The following is an 18,302-nucleotide window of genomic DNA, read 5'->3' on the forward strand; positions in this document are numbered from 1 at the left end:
CCACTTCCCGGTCCGGATCGGTCCAAGTCATGCGTTAACGCGCGCGTTGCGTTGGAATCGGTCTCGCCAAGTGAGTTGGGCGCTGTCGTCATCGGGTGCCCCTCACGGACAAACAAACTCTGGAGATTGTCGGCGCTTCGTGTAGCACTTGCTCTTGATAGCTGGACTGGGCTGACGGACTCACGTCGCCACCCTAATCCCGCCACGCCCCAACCGCACCTCATGGAAATCCATGCATTGCACGGGGCGGCGGCGCCCCTTCACCGAGAGCCGAAAAACCAAGCGCTTACTGAGCGCCGCCAGTTATTGCGCAGCTTTCGCTTCAGCCGGGAGGGTGAAGATGAATGTCGCCCCACGCGGCACGCTATTCTCCGCCCAAAGGCGTCCGCCGTGAGACTCGATGATCGAACGGGAGATCGCGAGCCCCATGCCCATTCCGTTCCCTTTCGTCGTAAAGAACGGCTCGAATATCTTGTCAGGATGTTCGACTCCTGGGCCGCGGTCGCTGACATCGATCTGGATTTTGTCCTCTATCCGGCGCACGCGTATCCCAAGAACCTTGTCGCCAGCAATGGCGTCCATCGCGTCCACGCCGTTGCGGATGAGATTGACCAAAACCTGCTGGATCTGGACGCGATCGAACACGACGAGCGGAAGGTTGCTTTCGATGTCGACATCCATGCGAACGCGACGCCGCATGGCTTCCTCAGCCATGAGGTCACGCGCTTCGGCAATGACACTTGGGATCGGCATACTGGTTCTCATTTCAAGGGATGGCCTGAACAAGGCGCGGATGCGGCTGACGACATCCGCCGCCGAGTTAGCATCGCGGATGATGCGCTCGGCCGTGATCTTCGCGCGCTCGAGGTTCGGGGGATCGGCGGCCAGCCAACGATAGCAGGCGTGTGAGTTGGCCACGATCGCTGCCAGTGGCTGGTTCACCTCATGCGCGATAGACGCCGAAAGCTCGGCGAGGCTTGCCGCCTGGCTCGCCCGTGCAAGTCGCTCTTGCGCCAGACGCAGCTCCTCCTGCGCCCGAACCTCACCGTCGATGTCCAGGCAGATAACATTCCACTGCACAATGGCGCCTTCGGCATTGCGCATCGGCGCCGCGCGCGTGTCGACCCAGAGATATTCGCCATCGAAGCGCCGTAGACGGTGCTTCCGCGAGTATGGCTCGCCGGTCGACAACGAATGTGCGTACTGCTCCTTGACTCCCGCGACGTCGTCGGGATGAACGCCGGCGTCGAGTGTGCCGGCCAACCGGGATTTTCCCGCATCATCCAATTCTTCAAGTTCGTAGCCGAGGAATTCGCGGAGCTGCTGGCTGCGATACATCGGCTCGCCGTCCGGCGCAGCGCAATCGATCATTACGGGCAGGGTTTCGACGAGTTGCCAGAGCGAGCGCTCCCTTTCTCGCAGCGCTTCCTGAGAAATTACAAAATCGTGGATGTCGACGTTGGCGCCGTACCACCGGATTGTGCGACCGCTCTCATCGCGGAGCGGATCCGCGCGTCCCTCAGTCCAGCGGTATGCACCGTCCCATCGCCGGTTACGAAACTTCAGCTCGAACGGTTCACCCGTGCTGAAGGAATGGGTTAGAGCTCCCAGCAATACGGCCCTGTCCTCCGGATGGACGATGGTTTCAATGGCGCTCGGCAATCCTGGAGCATCAAAATCTTCCAGCTTCAGGCCGATATAGTCCACCATAGTTTTGTTAATGTATGCTGGCTCGCCGCCTGGCGTTACGCACCAGATCTGCATTGGCACTGTATCTATGAGCTGCTGAAGCTGCCGCTCGCTGCGTCGCAGCGCCTCTTCGACGCGCAGCTGATCATCGACGTCGTGTGAGAGGCCGTACCACTGGACGATGCGTGCGCTCTCATCCCGCAGTGGCTCCGCGCTGCCTTCCACCCAGCGGTAGACGCCATCCGCACGCCGCAGGCGATACTTCTTGGAGAAGCGCTCGCCGGTGACGAGGGAATGGTTGAGCGCTTCCCTAAGGCTGTCCGCATCATCGGGATGGACGGCGGCTTTTATGACGGCTGTCAGCCGGCTCATGCCCTGCTTGTCTGTGTCTGCTATGTCCATGCCGAGAAAATTTATCAGGCGCTTATTGAAGAAGGTCGGCTCGCCCTCTGGGCTCAACCGCCAGAGCAGGCTGGGAACCATATCCACGAGTTGCGAGAGCTCCCGCTCCCGATCGCGCAGCGCTTCCTGTGCGCGCATCTCATCGTCGATGTCGATGGAAACTACGTACCATTGCACAATCGCTTCGCTTTGATCTCGCAGCGGTTCCCCGCGACCATCAACCCAGCGATACGCACCGTCCGCACGACGCATACGATACTTCAAGGAGAAGGGGTCGCCGGTGGCGAAGGAGTGGCGGGCCGTCTCCAGCAAGTTAGCCGCATCATCGGGATGGACGAGGGTCCCTATGACTGCAGCCAGCCGGCTCATGCCCGGCTTGTCCAAAGCCGCTACGTCGTCCAGACCGAAAAAGTCCAGCAAGCGCTTGTTGAAGAAGGTCGGCTCGCCGTCCGGCGTCAGACGCCTGATCTGGACCGGGACCATGTTCACGAGTTGCGAGAGCTCGCGCTCCCGATCGCGCAACGCCTCTTGCGCGCGCACCTCATCATCGATGTCGAGACAGAGGCCATACCATTGGACGATGCGTCCGTCCTGATCCCGTATCGGGTCCGCCCGGCTCGACATCCAGTGATAGACGCCGTCGGCGCGGCGCAGGCGATGTCTCATAGAGAAGGGCTCGCCGGTGGCGAGGCAATGGTGGAGCGCGTTTCGGAACGCTGCTGCGTCGTCTGGATGGATTGTCTCTATGACCACCTCCAGCCGACTCATCCCCGGCTTGTCCGCATCCGCTACGTTCAGGCCGAGGAAATCGACCATGCGCTTGTTGAAGAAAATCGGCTCGCCGTCCGGAGCCAGCCGCCAGATGTGGCTCGGAACCATGTCCACGAGCTGTGAGAGCTCACGCTCCCGATAGCGCAACGCCGCGACGGTTTTCTTGTAAACGTCGATGTCAAGCGCGATGCCAAACCATCCCGTGATACGATTTTGACTGTCGCGCACTGGTCGTGCCGCGGTTCGAGCCCAGACATAGATGCCGGTCGCGCGCCGAAAGCGAAACTCGACATTAAAATGATCGCCGGTCTCCAGGCAGTGACGCCATGCGGCGGCGATCTGGTCATAGTCATCCGGATGAAGCAACCGCTTCCAGCCGGTATGACCCTCCTTCAACGAAGCATTCAGATCCTCCAGCGTCACCCCGAGGGAATTCTGGGCAAACGGGTGCAGGTAGATCCACCTACCGGCCGCATCGAATGCCCATCCGTTGCCGAATATGCTCTCGACGACCCTCGCCGACCGGATTGCTTCGGCTTCGTTTTCGCCCGACGGGTCTGACGCTGTCGTAGTTGGCCGAGGCTCCCTGTCTGTCACCAGATCGTCGATATCGACACTTACACTGTACCCCGGCTCTGAGCGGGTTTCGGTCCAACGATAGTTACCGTCGGCCTTGAGTTGCCGATGTCTTGTGACTTGTGGGACGCCCGTCCAGAAGGCGCGCGCGGCCGCATGAGCCGCCGCAGCCCGGTCGTCCGGATGAATAACCTTCAGCGAATGCGGTACGTCGGGCGCGGCTTTTTCCTCAAGCGCAGCATTGGCGACATCCGCGAATCGCTTACTGACGACGGACGGAACATCGCCGTCGATCACTGCACCGTACCATGCATGGATACGACCTTGGCTGTCGCGCAATGGCTGTCCCGAACTTCGCCCCCAACCGTAAGCACCACTCGGGCGCAAAATGCGGTGCTCGACATTGTAATGCTCACCTGATTGCAGACAGCGACGCCATGTGGCGACGGCGCCGTCATAATCGTCTGGATGGATTATCCGCTTCCAACCAGAACGGCCCTCTTCCGAAGGCGAATTGAGTTCCTCCAACGTCATGCCAAGAAGCGAAAGCGCCGCCGGAGTCACGTAGGTGAATTTGCCGGCGGCGTCGGTCGCCCATGCGTTACCGACCACGTTTTCGATGATCCGCGCCGCTCGCAATGCTTCGGAGTCGGTTTCGTCAAGTGAGTTGGACGCTGCTGTCATGGGCTACTCCTGCCGGACAAAGGAACTGTCAGCGCTTCGTATAGCACTTGTTCCCTATCTGGACAGGCGAACTCACGGCCCCAAGTCTAATACCGCCATGCCCCCGCGTCTCATGGACATCCGTGCATTAAACGGAATGTGGGTGCTGCGGCCGCCTTTACGGAAGCTGGAAAAGGCCGGATGCTCCTGCGCGCGTAACGATCGCCTCGTGCAAGGAGCGACTGGAATGACGCATCAAAGAGTGGCAGCGCCACTCACCGCTGGAAAGCGCGCGCCGGACAGGTAAGACCCTCGCCTGCCTCTCCGTTGGCTGCAGAGCGAAACCGGAAAAACCCCTGCATTCGTCATCCCTATCTCGTCCAGTTGACACGGCTCATGAGATAATCTGGAAGCCTCTCCCGACCAATACATCTGTTCCAAAGTATAGGGCGTGGACGCGGTTTTAGTTCTGCGGAGCGGCTTGGCGGCCGAGCAATTGTTTGGCGACAATGAGACAGGGCGCAGCGACCGCGAACAGCAGGACGAGCGCGAAGAAAGCTTCGTCGAACGAGATCGTGGCGGCCTGCTTCTCAAGCGCGCGCTGCAGCAGCGGCAGGGCGGCCTTGGTCGCCGCAGTGCTGTCGACACTGTTCGCCAGAGCGTTCGCAGCGGCTCTCAAGCGCTGGTCTACGGCTGGATCGCCATTGACGAGGTGGGACGCCAGTATCGTCCGATTGTGGGCATTCTGGTGATCAATATACGTTTGCAAGAGGGCTGTGCCCGTCAGACCGCCCACCTGCTTGCCGAAGTTGAACAGCCCGATGCCGAACGGCAGCGCATTGGCGGCAAGGCGCTGCAGCGTAACCAGCGTCAGTGCCACGAACAGAAGGCCGAGGCCGAATCCTCGCAGCAGCAGAGCAAGGGTCAGGTCCGGTGATCCGCTACCGCTCGTCGAAGCGGACAGCAGCCACATGGCGCCTGCGAAGAGGAGAATACCAAATGGCGCAAGCGTGATCGGGCGGATCCCGGTCCTTTGGATGACGAAGCCGGACAACAGAAGTCCAAGTGCGAGCATGGCTCCGCTGGGCAGCAGAAGCACTCCTGCGCCCGTGGCGGTAAAATCGAGCACGTTGAGGGCAAAAGCCGGAATGAGATAGGCGCTGCCTGAAAGAGCAGAGCCGGCGACGAAGCTGACGAGAAGGCCGAAGCGAAAGTCCGGATTGCCAAGGGGCGAGATGGCCAGCAGTGAGCCTTCTGAACGAAAGCGGGTCTCCCAGACGGCCAGAAGGCCGGCGGCCGTCACACCGGTTGCGGCAAGGAAGGTGATGTCGGTGTCGTCGAACCAGTTGAACCTGCTGCCTTGCAGCAGGACGTATGTCAAAAGCGCGGCGCCGATGCCGAGCAACAATATTTCGACGGCAGGAAACCTGGTTTTCCGCCAAAAGGTCCGATCGCCGTCCGCCGCCAGAAGGAGAAGGGAGACGATGCCGAGCGGAATGATGCTCAGGAATATCCACTCCCAGGTCAGATGGTCGACAAGCCAGCCCTGCAGGGCCGGCGTGACAGTCGTCGGAGCCATGACGGCGCCTACGGCAAAAACCGCCTGAACGACGGGCTGATGCCGGTGCGGGAAGCGAAAGAACAGTAGTGTCTGGCCAGCGACGAGAACTGTGCCGCCGGCCAGCCCTTGCACAATGCGGCAGATGCAAATCCAGGTGAGGTCCACCGACAACGTCAAGGTCGCGGATGCCAGCAGAAGGGCGACAACCCCCGCGCGCAGGCAGGCGGTCGGCCTGGCTGCCGTCACAAGAAGCGGAGCGACAAGGAACGCCGTCAGCTTGGCCGCTATGAAAACAACGTCGATCATCGCCAGTTCGTCCAACGTTGCGTAGGTGTCGCCGAGCATGTCGATCCGGCCGATGGACAGTGCGGTGGATGCGACCGCGTCCATGAAGGCGGCCAGCACGACGCCGGTTGCTATCAAGGAAGCGCGCAGGGTGCCGGGATGGCGCTGCACAGCCGCCGTTTCGGCGAGGTGCATCATTGTGCTGAGCGCCCGTCCGCGGTCCCGCCTGTCTGCATTTCCTGCGCTACTGCCGGAGCATCCCTGGTGCCGACGGTGATGGCAACACGAGCCGAGAGTCCCGGAACCAGGCGGCCGGGCAACGGATTGCGCGTCATCCTGATCTTGACCGGCACGCGTTGGACGACGCGGATGAAGTTGCCGGTAGCATTGTCCGGCGGAAGCAGGCTGAATGCCACGCCGCTGCCGGGAGCGAAGCTGTCGACAAGGCCGTCGATTTGCAGATCGGGATATTCATCAACCATGACGCGGACGCGTTGGCCGATCTCAACCTGCCTCAGCTGTGTTTCCTTGAAGTTGGCGACGATCCAGACATCGTTAACCGGAACGATGTCCAGGGCTGCCGTCCCTGGGGTGACATAGCGGCCGACACGGATCTGGCGATTGCCGACGATGCCGTCGACCGGGGCCCTCACGACGGTGTTGGCCAGGTCGAGCATTGCCAGGTCGAGCGCTGCCTGTGCCTGCGACAGGGCTGCCTGCGCACCGGACAATTGTGCATCCAGGACACCGAGCTTCAACTTTTGAGCCAGCAGATTGGCCTCTGCACCGTCCAGCGATGCCTTTGCCTTGTCATGGCCGGCCTGCGCATCCTGCAGCTTCTGATCGCTTGCGGTCCCGTTCTTCTGCAGCGTGACGTAGCGGTTCAGGTTGGCGCGGGCGAATTGCAGGTCGGCTGCGGCAGATTGCTTCTGCGCCTCAGCCTGCGCGATCAATGCGTCCTGCAGTTCACGAGTTGCCTTGATGTTGGCGATTTCCGCCTGCCGGGCGGCGACGTTGGCTTTCGCCTGCTCCGCCTTGGCCTTGTAGTCGCTGTCGTCGATGCGAAACAGGACAGCACCCTTAGACACACTGGCATTGTCGTCTATGTCGACTTCGACGACGTAACCGGCAAGCTTCGGAGCGATGCTGGTAATGTCTCCGCGGAGATAGGCATTATCGGTCGTTTCCTCGAACCGTCCCCTCGTGAACCATTGCCAGCTCCAAATAGCTGCCATTGGAATCACCATAAGGGCAACGATGGCAATTGCGATCTTGCGGGCTCGGCTCATGATTGCCTCGACACCCGGTCGATGCGCTCGCTATCGAAGGAGGTATCCGTCTTCCGAAGAGCGAGATGTTCGGCAAGGCTGGAAGCCCACGGTGCGCAGTACAGTTTCACGAGAACGTCTCCGTCGAGCTGCGGTTCTGCAACAAAGCAGAACTGCAGAACGATCGCGGATTTCACGGCCTCGCCGCTATCACGCGGACGAACATCCCATCTGCCCTGATCGGTGGTTCGTACTGAACCTCAGCACAGGTCGCATTATCAGTCAGCCGGATTCCTCAGGCGCGCGAACGTGCCGGCGCGAACCTCCGTATTGCCGAAGACCGTGGCAGCAATGATCGCAGAGAGCGCCCTCTTGAAGAGTTCGGTTGTCTTAACGTTCACCTATTTGACAAGCGCGCAACACGCGTTCGCTGTGCGGCAGTTGCGACGGTTCATGAAAGCAACCCGCTATCTTGCCGCCGGCTAACGCGGTGCGACACGCAGCCCGGCGGCATCGAAGAGATGCATGCGCTCCGGCGGCAGAGCGAGGTTGATCGGCGGCCCTTGCGATTCAACGCCCTGCTGCTTGAGAACGGCGATGAGTTTGCTGTCGCCGGCAATGGTGGCGTGGACAACGGTTTCCGGTCCCAACGCCTCGGCCAGCGTTACCCGCGCTTCCACCGATCCCTTGCTGCCATCCGAAAGTTGGATGTCGTGTGGCCGGATGCCAAGCGTCGCGTCGTCTCCCGGTTTCAGCGCGACCCCGTCGGCCGCGACCGAGGCCGACAGCCCGCCCGGACCTTCGACACGCACCTCACCAGCGCTTGCCGAACGCACCTTTACCGGCAGCAGGTTCATCCGCGGCGCGCCGATGAAGCCGGCGACGAACAGGTTGGCCGGCGCGTTGTAGAGATCGAGCGGCCGGCCGACCTGTTCGATCCGCCCCGAGCGCATGACCACGATGCGGTCCGCCAGCGTCATCGCCTCGATCTGGTCATGGGTGACGTAGATCATCGTGGTTGCCAGCCGCCGGTGCAGGCCCGCCAGTTCAGCGCGCATGGTGATGCGCAGTTCGGCATCGAGGTTGGACAGCGGTTCATCGAGTAGAAAGGCGGTCGGATTGCGCACCACCGCACGGCCGATCGCCACGCGCTGCTTCTGGCCGCCCGACAATTGACCGGGCCGGCGGTCGAGATAGGGAGCAATTTCCAGCATGCGCGTCGCTTCCGTGATCCGCGCGTCGATCTCGGCTTTCGGCATACGGATGTTTTCGAGCCCGAAGGCGAGGTTCTGGCGCACGCTCATGTGCGGGTAGAGCGCGTAAGACTGGAACACCATCGCCAGACCGCGCTGTGCGGCCGAAACGTTGGTGACGTCGACCCCGTCGATCTCGATCTTGCCGTCGGTCGGCCGATCGAGTCCGGCAATCAGCCGCAGCAGCGTGGACTTGCCGCAACCCGACGGGCCGACGAGGACCAGCATCTCGCCGTCACCGACGTCGAGATTGATGCCGTGCAAGATCTTCATCTTGCCGTAAGCGCGATCGATGTTGGTCAGCGTTATCCGTCCCATGACATCCTCACTTCAGCCCGGTGCCGGCAATGCCGGAAGTGATGTAACGCTGCAGGAAGACGAAGACGAGGACGACGGGGATCATCGTCACCACGGTCATCGCCAGGATGTAGTGCCACTGCACGTTTAGCTGGCCGGCATAGGTGTTGAGGCCGACCTGGAGTGTGTAGAGTTCCTTGCGCGACAGCACCACCAGCGGCCACAGAAAGTCGTTCCAGCGCCAGACGACCGAGAAGATCGCCAGCACGGCGAGCGCCGGTGCTGCAAGCGGCAATACGATGCGCCAGTAGATCTGCCATTCGGAAGCGTTGTCCATGCGCGCCGCATCGAGCAGCTCGTCGGGGATGGTCAGCATATATTGGCGCAGCAGGAAGACGCCGGTCGGCGTCGCTACCGTCGGCAAGATCACGCCCCACAGCGAATCGAGCAGCCCGACGGCGCCCACCACCGAATAGAGCGGCACCAGGATGACCGACAGCGGCACCATCAGCGTACCGACGATCACAAGCATCGTCAGATCGCGGCCGCGGAACTTGTATTTCGACAGGGCGAAGGCGGCCATCGAATTGGTGAGCAGCGTGATCAGCGTCGCCATTGCCGTCACAAAAACCGAATTGCGCAGATAGCGCAGGAAGTCGAAATGGACGAAGGGCTCGGTGTAGTTCTCCGTCGCGAAGCCGATTTCGCGCACCGGCTGCCGGTCGGCGATGTTGACCTTGACGACATCGTTCGGCGCCTGCGGGTCGACCATCTGCGCCATGATGCCGATGCGCCGCACCTCGGCCAGCACCTTGGTCGAACCATCCGGCAGCTTCACCCTGTAGAGGGCCAGCGGCTTGTCGTAGCCTTCAACCCTCGCCTGTTGGCTGACATAAGGCATTATGGTCGGCGGGAACTCGGCAAGCTGGGCCGGCGTCTTGAATGACGAACCCACCAGCCAGACGGCCGGACCGAACATGATGACAACACCGCCGAGCAGCCACAGCCAGCTCACGATATCCGTCCAATGCCAGCCGCGACCGCCGCGCCGGCGGGTCAGGAATGTCATGACGCCGCTCATTCGCGGGCTCCTTTCCGCTCACCCCGGCGTCCGACCTGCAGCTGAACCAAGGTGAGCACGACCAGCACCAACCCCATCAGAATCGAAGCCGCCGAAGCCAGCCCCGGATTGCGCAGCAGGGAGGCGAAGCCGATCTCATAGATGTACTGCGTGATATAGAGGGTCGAGGTTCCCGGCCCTCCACCCGTCAGCACATAGACTTCGTCGAAGATCTGCACGGCGCGGATCAGCGTCAGTACGATGACGACAAGCAGATTCGGCATCAGCAGCGGCAGCGTGATGCGCCAGAACACCCGCGCCGGCTTCGTGCCGTCCATCTCGGCCGCTTCGTAAAGGTCGCGCGGGATCGCCTGCAATCCGGCAAGCAGGATCAGCGTATAGAAGCCCATATGTGCCCAGACCGAAACGCTGACGGCGGCGGTGAAAGCCCAGAAACGGTCGGTCAGCCAGTTGTGCGGCTCGCCGCCCATATCATGGACGATCAGGTTGAGCAGGCCCTGGCGCTGCAGGATCCAACGCCAGATCAGGCCGGTGACGACGGGCGACAGCAGCACCGGAAAGAAGAACACCGCGCGCCAGAAGCTGCGCCCGACGATCTCGCGGTTGAGGATCAGCGCTGTCGCCATCGACACGACCGTCATCAGCGCCACCTGCACGACGACGAACAGACCGGTATTGTGCACGGCCTTCCAGAAGAGATCCTCGTGGCAAGTGGCAGTGTCCAGATAGTTGCCGCAATCGAGCAGGCGCTGGTATTGCTCGAGCCCCACATAGGTTCGGTCCTGCAGGAAGTAGGCCGTTCCCGACGTGGCCGAATAGAAGAAGTTGATGATCATCGGCACCAGGACGAAAATGCCGAAGATCGCCATGTTTGGGGCGAGGAAGAACGCGGCCATGCCGCCGGTGCCCGTCGCGCGCTGCCAGAACTTCAGCGGCACGTTGACGATCGATGCCAGCCACACGACCGGCGCCGCGAGGGCGGCGCCAATCCATGTCTTCAGTGTCGCGGCGGCGGTCACTTCGCCTCGGCAACCTTGTCGGCGATATCCTGGTCGATCCTGCCCCAGGCATCGTCGAGGCTGAGCTCGCCGGCCATCACCTGGCTGACGCGCGTCACCAGCGCGGCAAAGTAAGCGTTGGCCCACTTCCACGGCGGCATTGCATCGGCCGCCGGCAGGGTTTCGCCCGCCGCCTTGACGAACTTGTCGAGCGCGGGACCGACGTTCTTGTCGGCCGAGACCCATTTCAGCCCGCCCTTGTCTACGACGCCCTTGTGCGCGGGCAGAAACAGCGTGCGCTCGCTGAACTCTTTCACCACGTCTTCACGGGCCAGATAATCCATGACCTTGGCGACGTCCTTGGGATTCTTCGTATATTTGATGGCGACCAGCGCCGCGCCGCCCTTCACGCCCGAACAGCCTGCGGTACCGCAGGGCGAGCCGGTCGCCACCCAGTCGAAACTGTCGCCGATCTTGGTCGACAGATTGGCGACCTGCCAGCTGCCCGAATAGTAGAACGGGATCTGGGCGTTGATGAAGTCGTCGGCGGCCGCGCGATAGGTCGAGCCTGCCGCCGACACCCAGGTATCCTTCAGCATCAGGCCCTTGGCGGTCCAGTCGACGAGCTTGCCGACGAACGCCTTGGTGCCGTCGTCCACTTTCGCCGGCATACCATCGGGGCCGATATAGTTCGCTCCAAAGGAGACATTCGGACCCGAAATGCGGTGACCGGAACGGTCGATGGCGAAGGCAGCCGGAAGCTGCTGGCTCTTCGCCACTTCGGCGGCGGCGTTGATCCAGTCGTCCCAGGTCGCCTTGTCGCCGGGCAGCGGCACGCCGGCCTGTTCGAACAGCGTCTTGTTGGCGAAGCCGCCGGTGAGTGTGAGCTGGGTCATGAAACCCGGGATGGCGTTGGAGCCGTCGGGGCGCATCCAGTCCAGCGTGTCAGCGAAATTGTCCTCCCAATATTTCGGGTCAGCCACCAGTGGCCTGAGATCGAGCCAGTGCTGGGCAAGCTCCTTGATGTTGGTGACGCGGGCGATGTCCGGGCCCTGGCCGGCTTCGAGCTGGATGGGCAGCTGCTCCTGGATCACCTTGTAGGCGACGTTGTCGAGCGTGACGTGGATGTCGGGATTGTCCTTCATGAAGCGGTTCAGAATGTCCTGGATGACATCGCCTTCGACACCGTCCGAATACCACATGATGCGCATGTCGCCGGCAAACGCGCTGGTCGATGCGAGCAGACTGACCGATAGCGCGGCCAGCAAAGTGCGGGACTTATTCATGCTTTCGTCTCCTCCTTTAGCGGGGCGGCGCCCCGATAGTTCAAGCCGCTACGCCCTCTCCTCTTGAGCGTCGCAGCCGATTTCCTCCCTACTCTGTGTGCTTCATGCGCATCGCCTCACCGCGCACGGTCCAGTTGGTCGGATCGAGTGTACGTCCCTCAGCCACGATCCTTGCGTCGGCGAGGAAATGCACCGTGCCGTACTCCGGATCCTCGACGATCAACTCGCCGTCGGGACCCGACCGCACCGACAGGCCGGCAAAGGCGTCCGCCCAGGCGTCGAGCGCCGGCAGATTGGCATTCCGGTCACCGAGGCGAATGATCCACGTCGTCCTGCGTCCCGCCGCCCGCAGCTCGTTGCCGGCGGTCGGGCCGGCCACGACCTGCGTGAGAGGCACATCCGTCTTCAGCATGACGAAGGCGTCGCCGGATTGCGCGAACGCCCGATCGCCACCCACTTGCACGGCATCGAAGGCACGTGCGGGGAACCAGGCGTGCGTGAAGTCGGGCTGTTCATCCGAGCAGGAGAAGCTGACGATGGCGAGGTCGCGATATTGGTGAAGCCGGGGCAAAGTGCCTGAGCCGCCCCAATATGATGGTCTGCCATATCCCGACTGCAGCACTTCGCCGGGGTGGTTGATCCAGATCTGCGCATCCGGATTCTTGCCCAGCCGGGCGTGAATGACGGTCTCCTGATAACCCCATTGATTCCAGCGATAGCCAGCGGCGCTGCCCATCGCATGGTTGCGCGTCTTGTAGTGGTAGAGCCGCGCGAAGCGGTCTTGTCCCTGCGCGAAAGTCCATTCCCACGCCGTATCGTCGGTGAGGGAAGCAATTGGTGCCAACCCGTCCGGAACGCTCAAATCGTGATCCCGCAGGCACAGTGCCAGCTGTGGCAGCGCATGAAAGCGCATGCCGTAATTGCCCTTGCCCCAAAGCATGCGGCAGATGCCGGATAATTCCAGCGAACGCGCGGCGCGCAGCGTGTGCTCGTAGGAGCGGCCCTGCGCCCCGGTGAGGATGCCGCGATGCGCCGAGCGGGCGACGATTTCAAGCAGGCGTATGATTGCCTTGCCGGCACGTTCGGCGATGTCCTTGTCCGGGGCCAGCGCGTAGAGCGCGCACAGGCCCTTGAGGTCGATGGGAAAATAAGGCGCCGAGTTGAACTCGGCCATCTCCCATGCCTCGAAATGGTCGAGCCAGGCCCGCACCCGCGCGGCTCCCACCGCGGACTGTTCGCGGCCAAGGCGGCCCGACCGCACGAACCGCACATCAGGCAACAGGCCCCCAGCAATATAAGCGGCGGTGTGGAAGAGCAACGCGTGGTTCTCGGAGAAGTACCACTGCACATCATTGCCGGGCTCGTCCATCCAGTAGCGATAGCCGAGGATGGCGTTGTCGACGCGCGCGCGCAGGCTCACTTCCAGCCGATCGCCATAGGCCTTGCGGCACCACAGCAGCGGCACCAGGATGAAGTCGGCGCAATCGTGACAATCCTCGATCGCCGGCAGCGTACCGGAGATCATGGCGTCGGTCTCGGCGCCCTGCTGGCCGATCGCCAGGCGCGCCAGTGCGCGCACGGTGTCGGCCTCGGCGTGACCGGCGACCTCACGCAAGGCCTCATTAATACGCGCGGTAAGCGTTTCCGGCGCATCGCCCTGACGGCGCGCGTGGCATATCTCGACGCCGAAGACACGCGATACGGCATGGTCTGCGACCGTCAGCGCCACCTTGAAATGGCGAAAGTCGGCCGGCAGCTGCTCGGTATCGGCGATCGGCAGCCGCGTCTGGCCCGCCGGCAGATCGAAGGCGAAGCGCACCGGCGTCTCGATCGACATGAAATCGCCCTCGATCTCGACCTCGACTTGCGCGTCGCGCGGCAGGGCCACGCCGGTGACAAGCGCCACCTCGCCGCCGTCATAGGCGGGACGCTCGAAATGCATGTCGTCGAGGGCTGCTTCCATCGCATCGGCAACGCCGCTCTCGACTTCGATCGGCAGTGCGACCGAAGCAGCCGGACCGGATAGATAGTCGAGCTGGAAATAGTAGCGGGCGTCGCGCTCTGCGAGATCGTCGAACCATATGCGAATGTCGTTGCGGCCGGCCCTCAGCGCGATCTTGAAGTGCTCGGCACTTTCCAGATTGCGGCCGTAGGGCGCCATCCAGCCGGCTTCCTCACCATTGGCAAAGAGTATGGCGCCGCCGCATGTGCGCAGCCGCACCATCACCTCGCCAGTCGAGGCCGCCTCGATGGTGGTCTCGGCCCAGGTTCCAAGCACCGTCGGCCGGAACCAGAAGCCCGATAGGTCGATGCGCGGCGAGGCGAAGGGCAGCCAAATGCGCTCGGCGCCGAATTCGGCGCTGACCTGTGGTCGCTTGCCGCGTCGTTCCGCTGCGAACTGCGTGCGGCACGGATATTCATGGGGAATGAAATTCTTGTGCTTGGTCAGGAAGAAGAAGGGATCCATCTCGCCTTGCATGGGCTGGTCGGCCACATCGTAGCGTTGCTCGGCGATAGACCCGAGCCGCCAATAGACGATTGGCTGCCCCGCCATGAGCGGCCGGCGCAGCGTAAAGTCCGTCCGAACGCTTTGCGCGGCCTCGCTCATCGCAAATCCTTCACGGCAACTGGATCGACATCGGTGTAGGCCTGGTTCTCGCCGGTCATGCCCCAGACGAAAGCATAGGGGCCGGTGCCGGCACCCATATGGATAGACCAGGCGGGCGACAGGACAACGTCACCGTCGGCGACCATCAGGTGGCGCGTCTTGTCTGGCCGGCCCATCAGATGGATTACACGGTCGGCCTCGGCGAGGTCGAAGTAGCAATAAGCTTCCATGCGCCGCTCGTGCAGATGCGGCGGCATGGTGTTCCACACACTGCCCGGCGCGAGGTCGGTGATCCCCATCAGCAAGAGGCAGGACGGGGCCACTTCGGGATGGATGTACATGCGCAGCGTGCGCCTGTTCGCGCGGGCCTCCTCGCCGAGCACAAGCGGCTTGGCTTCGCTGTTGACGATGAGACGGTGCGCAATATCGGCGCCGGCCGGCACCGAGTTCATGTAGAAGCGTGCCGGCCTCTCCGGATCGTCGCTCTCCAGCGTCACCTCACGCGCTCCGCGTCCGACATAGACGATGTCGCGGTTAGCCGCGGGAAAGCGCCGGCCGTCCACCGCGACCGCACCATTGCCGCCGAGATTGGCGATGCCCATCTCGCGCGCGTCAAAGAAGAGCGGCGTGCCGACTTCGGCCCCGTTGCCGAATGCCAGCGGGTTGGCCAGCGGCACCGCGCCACCGACGATCATGCGGTCGACATGGGTGTAGACGAATTCGATCGCGCCAGGCCGGAACAAGCCGTCGACCAAGAACTCGGCCCTCAGCCGGTCCGTGTCCATACCGGCAATATCGCCCGGCGACGCGCCATAGAGCGTCCGCATCATGCCGCCTCCACCTTCGACTGCAGATGCCGCGCCCCTTCGGTCAGGCACAGAATGGCCAGCGCCTGCCCGTAGCCCGTCGGATGGATCGGTATATCGCGATAGAACTGCAGGTCGGCGCCCATGCGTGTGCCATAGGACACGTTCGCCACCACGCCTTTGTCATCGATGTTCGCCACCACGGCTGCCAACGCGCGGAGGCCGGCGGCACGGCACTCTGTCGAGCCGATTCCGAGCCGCACGGCCTTCATCAACCCGTAGCCGAAGCCGGCCGTGGCGGAAATCTCCTCGTAAGACGTCGGGTCGTCGAGCAGAGTGTGCCATGCGCCCGAACCTGCCTGCACCTCGAGCAGGGCGTTGATCTGCGTCTCCAGCACGCCGAGCAGATAGGCCCGGACCGAGGGGGCAATTTCGGCGAACTCCACCAGTTCGAGGATACCGACGGTAATCCAGGCATTGCCTCTCGCCCAACGCGCACGGGCGAAATTGTGCCGTCCCGCGAAGGTCCAGCCGTGAAACCACAGCCCTGATGCCGGGTCGGCGAGATAACGGGCGTGGACCAGGAATTGCCTTTCTGCTTCTTCGACGAAGCGACGCTGACCGGCAGCCTGGCCGTAGGATGCGAGGAACAGCGCCACCATGAACAGCGTGTCGTCCCACAATTCGTCGTCGTTGACCCGATCCGAAACATCGTGCTGGAAACCGCCCTCCGGCGTCCGCGGCAAGGCGGTGACTACCTGCTCGGCCCATTCGCGCAGGACCGGCTCGAAGCGCGGCTGGCGCCGGCGCCGCCACAATTCACTTAGCGCCAACAGAGGCGCGGTGGTGTTGACGTTCATCGCCGGAAGACCGGCAGCGATGCGTCGGTCGTACCAAGCCTCGATCGTCTGCAGCAGCCGATCGTCACCGGTCTGCGCCCACAGCCGAACCAGCCCGTAGAGCCCGACGCCCTGCGGCCATTCCCAGCTGTCGAAGCTGACATAGTCGCCCGGCGTGCCGTCGAGATTCGGCTCATGGAACCGCCCGTCATGACGCAAGCCGGTCATGCCGGCCACGAGGCTGGCAAGCGCGGAATTCAGGCGTTCGGCCGATAGCGGCATAACTCCTCCCGTTTCTCCCGCTTCATCAGAACTGTTTCACAGCCATTTTTCTTGCGCAATCTGAAAATTTTTTGCATTAATCGGATGACTTTGGCGGAGGTGACGGAGCGCATGAGTATCCAGGGCAAGCGCGGCCGCCCCAGCCGCCGCATTCGACTTGAGGAGATCGCGGCGCGTTGCGGCGTGTCGGTCAGCACCGCCTCTCGTGCGCTGAGCGGAGTCGGCGGCGTGAGGAACGAGCTTCGCACCAGGATCATCGAAACGGCGAAGTCGATGAACTATGCCATTCCCGCCTCGGTTGCCGGCCGCAAGGTCATCCTGGCCGCAAGCAGCGTGGCAATGGTGGACAGTGCCCGCAATCAGTTCACCTACCATGTCCTTGATGGGCTCAACGAGCGCGCCCGGTTGCTGGGCGTCGAACTCGTGACCCGGCCGGTTTCGGCGCCCGAGGACGAAATCGCGCTGCTGCGTGAATCCGAGCGCGATGACAGCGTCGCCGGCTGTCTGTTTCTGACGCTGGACGATGACGATGTGCTGACGCTGACAGCCGGATTCGCCAAGCCGATCGTGCTCGTCAACGGCGACGATCCCTCGATGCGCCATTCGAGCGTGACGCCCTGCAATCGCTCTGCCGCCATGCTTGCCGCGCAGCATCTGATCGGCCTCGGCCACCGCCGCATCCTGTTCCTGATGCGGCGTGGCCGGCGCACGATCGAGCGGCGCTACGAAGGTTGGCGCGACGCGCTGATCACGGCCGGCATTGCCGGCTTCGACGACTTCGTGGTCGAGGTGCAGGACTGGTTGCCGGAACTTGCAAGCAGGGCCGTGACCGAGCGCATCGCGGCCCGCGGCCTCGATTTCACCGCCGTGCTGACGGCTGGCGACAGCTTGGCGTTTGGTGCCATCGCCGGCGTCCAGGAGGCCGGATATTCGGTGCCTGGCGATGTGTCCGTGGTCGGTATGGACGACTTGCCGCTCGCTGCCTTCTGCAACCCGCCGCTGACGGCGATGCACATTCCTATGCGCGAGATCGGATCGGCTGCGCTTAGCCTGCTGCTCGACGACATGGCCCATTCGGGGTCGCCGCCACGTCGCGTCGAACTTGCCTGCAATCTCGTGGTGCGCCAATCGACGGCACCAGCCCGGAGCGGCGCCGGCGGTCATCAACTGGCCTCTTGAGCGCGCGACTTGCCGCCAGCAAAGAGCAGCGGCAAACCCTCTTGCGTCTGCAGTTCAAGGACACGTCCAAGCAGGATCATATGGTCGCCAGCCGGGAAGCGGTCGGCGACGCTGCATTCGAACCGCGCCAATGCGCGCGGCAGCAATGGCACGCCGTGCTCGCTCCACGACAGGTCAAGATCGGCAAAGTCCGTCCCCGACTTCGAAAAACGCCAGCACAGATCGATTTGATCTTCCGCCAGCACGTGAATGGCGTAGTGCGCGGAATTGGCGAAGGCTTCGAACCGGCGCGAGTGGCGGCCGATAGACCACAGCACCAGCGGCGGATTGAGCGACACGGATGAGAAGCTGTTGGCAGTGATTGCGACCGGGCCGTCGGCCGTGCCGGTGGTGACGACCGTGACGCCGGTGGCGAAACGCCCAAAGGCGTTGCGCAAAAGGCGGGGATCACACACAAC

The 18,302-nt window shown here is 62.8% G+C and carries 12 protein-coding genes; 1 reads left to right on the plus strand and 11 read right to left on the minus strand.

From position 1 onward, the window contains the following. Positions 1-303: 303 nt before the first annotated feature. From NKH13_RS10260 to bglB, 10 genes are all read right to left on the minus strand, one after another. A complete protein-coding gene (locus NKH13_RS10260; protein ID WP_352912441.1) occupies positions 304-4,122 on the minus strand; it encodes a PAS domain-containing protein in 3,819 nt (1,272 codons plus the stop codon). Between the two features lie 442 nt (positions 4,123-4,564). Then, positions 4,565-6,145 carry an MFS transporter gene (locus NKH13_RS10265; protein ID WP_352912442.1) on the minus strand — a complete coding sequence of 527 codons (1,581 nt, stop codon included), beginning with the start codon at positions 6,143-6,145 and terminating at the stop codon, positions 4,565-4,567. Continuing rightward, positions 6,142-7,236: an HlyD family secretion protein gene (locus NKH13_RS10270; protein WP_502909144.1), complete on the minus strand. Its 1,095-nt coding sequence runs from the start codon at positions 7,234-7,236 to the stop codon at positions 6,142-6,144. Before NKH13_RS10270 ends, NKH13_RS10265 begins: the two co-directional genes overlap by 4 nt. 461 nt (positions 7,237-7,697) lie before the next feature. Further along, positions 7,698-8,786 (minus strand): ABC transporter ATP-binding protein, encoded by a 1,089-nt coding sequence (locus NKH13_RS10275; RefSeq protein WP_352716507.1) that lies wholly within the window; start codon positions 8,784-8,786, stop codon positions 7,698-7,700. A 7-nt stretch (positions 8,787-8,793) separates the two neighbouring features. After that, positions 8,794-9,846 carry a carbohydrate ABC transporter permease gene (locus tag NKH13_RS10280; protein ID WP_352716505.1) on the minus strand — a complete coding sequence of 351 codons (1,053 nt, stop codon included), beginning with the start codon at positions 9,844-9,846 and terminating at the stop codon, positions 8,794-8,796. Beyond that, positions 9,843-10,865 carry a carbohydrate ABC transporter permease gene (locus NKH13_RS10285; protein WP_352716504.1) on the minus strand — a complete coding sequence of 341 codons (1,023 nt, stop codon included), beginning with the start codon at positions 10,863-10,865 and terminating at the stop codon, positions 9,843-9,845. The genes NKH13_RS10280 and NKH13_RS10285 overlap by 4 nt, the downstream gene beginning before the upstream one ends. After that, on the minus strand, positions 10,862-12,130 hold the full coding sequence (locus tag NKH13_RS10290) for an ABC transporter substrate-binding protein (protein WP_352912443.1): 1,269 nt from the start codon (positions 12,128-12,130) through the stop codon (positions 10,862-10,864). The genes NKH13_RS10285 and NKH13_RS10290 overlap by 4 nt, the downstream gene beginning before the upstream one ends. Positions 12,131-12,218: 88 nt before the next feature. Beyond that, positions 12,219-14,738 carry a hypothetical protein gene (locus NKH13_RS10295; protein WP_502908381.1) on the minus strand — a complete coding sequence of 840 codons (2,520 nt, stop codon included), beginning with the start codon at positions 14,736-14,738 and terminating at the stop codon, positions 12,219-12,221. Then, positions 14,735-15,568: a 5-dehydro-4-deoxy-D-glucuronate isomerase gene (kduI, locus tag NKH13_RS10300; protein WP_352716500.1), complete on the minus strand. Its 834-nt coding sequence runs from the start codon at positions 15,566-15,568 to the stop codon at positions 14,735-14,737. Before kduI ends, NKH13_RS10295 begins: the two co-directional genes overlap by 4 nt. Next, positions 15,565-16,665, minus strand: a complete 1,101-nt coding sequence (gene bglB, locus NKH13_RS10305) for a beta-galactosidase BglB (RefSeq protein WP_352716498.1) — start codon at positions 16,663-16,665, stop codon at positions 15,565-15,567. The genes kduI and bglB overlap by 4 nt, the downstream gene beginning before the upstream one ends. A gap of 111 nt (positions 16,666-16,776) precedes the next feature. On the opposite strand from bglB, the gene NKH13_RS10310 reads away from it, so the two are divergent. Then, positions 16,777-17,844, plus strand: a complete 1,068-nt coding sequence (locus tag NKH13_RS10310) for a LacI family DNA-binding transcriptional regulator (protein WP_352516539.1) — start codon at positions 16,777-16,779, stop codon at positions 17,842-17,844. Here NKH13_RS10310 and NKH13_RS10315 read toward each other — a convergent pair. After that, entirely contained in the window at positions 17,829-18,299 is a 471-nt protein-coding gene (locus NKH13_RS10315) for a flavin reductase family protein (RefSeq protein ID WP_352716497.1), read from the minus strand. The two genes, NKH13_RS10310 and NKH13_RS10315, sit on opposite strands and share 16 nt — an antisense overlap. Positions 18,300-18,302 lie beyond the last annotated feature (3 nt).

The sequence above is a fragment of the Mesorhizobium sp. M1348 genome, assembly GCF_040317925.1.
Lineage (GTDB): Bacteria > Pseudomonadota > Alphaproteobacteria > Rhizobiales > Rhizobiaceae > Mesorhizobium.

Excerpts from the sequence above, each read along its gene's own strand:
- NKH13_RS10260 (WP_352912441.1), bottom strand. The coding sequence starts at position 4,122 with ATGACAGCAGCGTCCAACTCACTTGACGAAACCGACTCCGAAGCATTG.
- NKH13_RS10265 (WP_352912442.1), bottom strand. The coding sequence starts at position 6,145 with ATGATGCACCTCGCCGAAACGGCGGCTGTGCAGCGCCATCCCGGCACC.
- NKH13_RS10270 (WP_502909144.1), bottom strand. The coding sequence starts at position 7,236 with ATGAGCCGAGCCCGCAAGATCGCAATTGCCATCGTTGCCCTTATGGTG.
- NKH13_RS10275 (WP_352716507.1), bottom strand. The coding sequence starts at position 8,786 with ATGGGACGGATAACGCTGACCAACATCGATCGCGCTTACGGCAAGATG.
- NKH13_RS10280 (WP_352716505.1), bottom strand. The coding sequence starts at position 9,846 with ATGAGCGGCGTCATGACATTCCTGACCCGCCGGCGCGGCGGTCGCGGC.
- NKH13_RS10290 (WP_352912443.1), bottom strand. The coding sequence starts at position 12,130 with ATGAATAAGTCCCGCACTTTGCTGGCCGCGCTATCGGTCAGTCTGCTC.
- NKH13_RS10295 (WP_502908381.1), bottom strand. The coding sequence starts at position 14,738 with ATGAGCGAGGCCGCGCAAAGCGTTCGGACGGACTTTACGCTGCGCCGG.
- kduI (WP_352716500.1), bottom strand. The coding sequence starts at position 15,568 with ATGATGCGGACGCTCTATGGCGCGTCGCCGGGCGATATTGCCGGTATG.
- bglB (WP_352716498.1), bottom strand. The coding sequence starts at position 16,665 with ATGCCGCTATCGGCCGAACGCCTGAATTCCGCGCTTGCCAGCCTCGTG.
- NKH13_RS10310 (WP_352516539.1), top strand. The coding sequence starts at position 16,777 with ATGAGTATCCAGGGCAAGCGCGGCCGCCCCAGCCGCCGCATTCGACTT.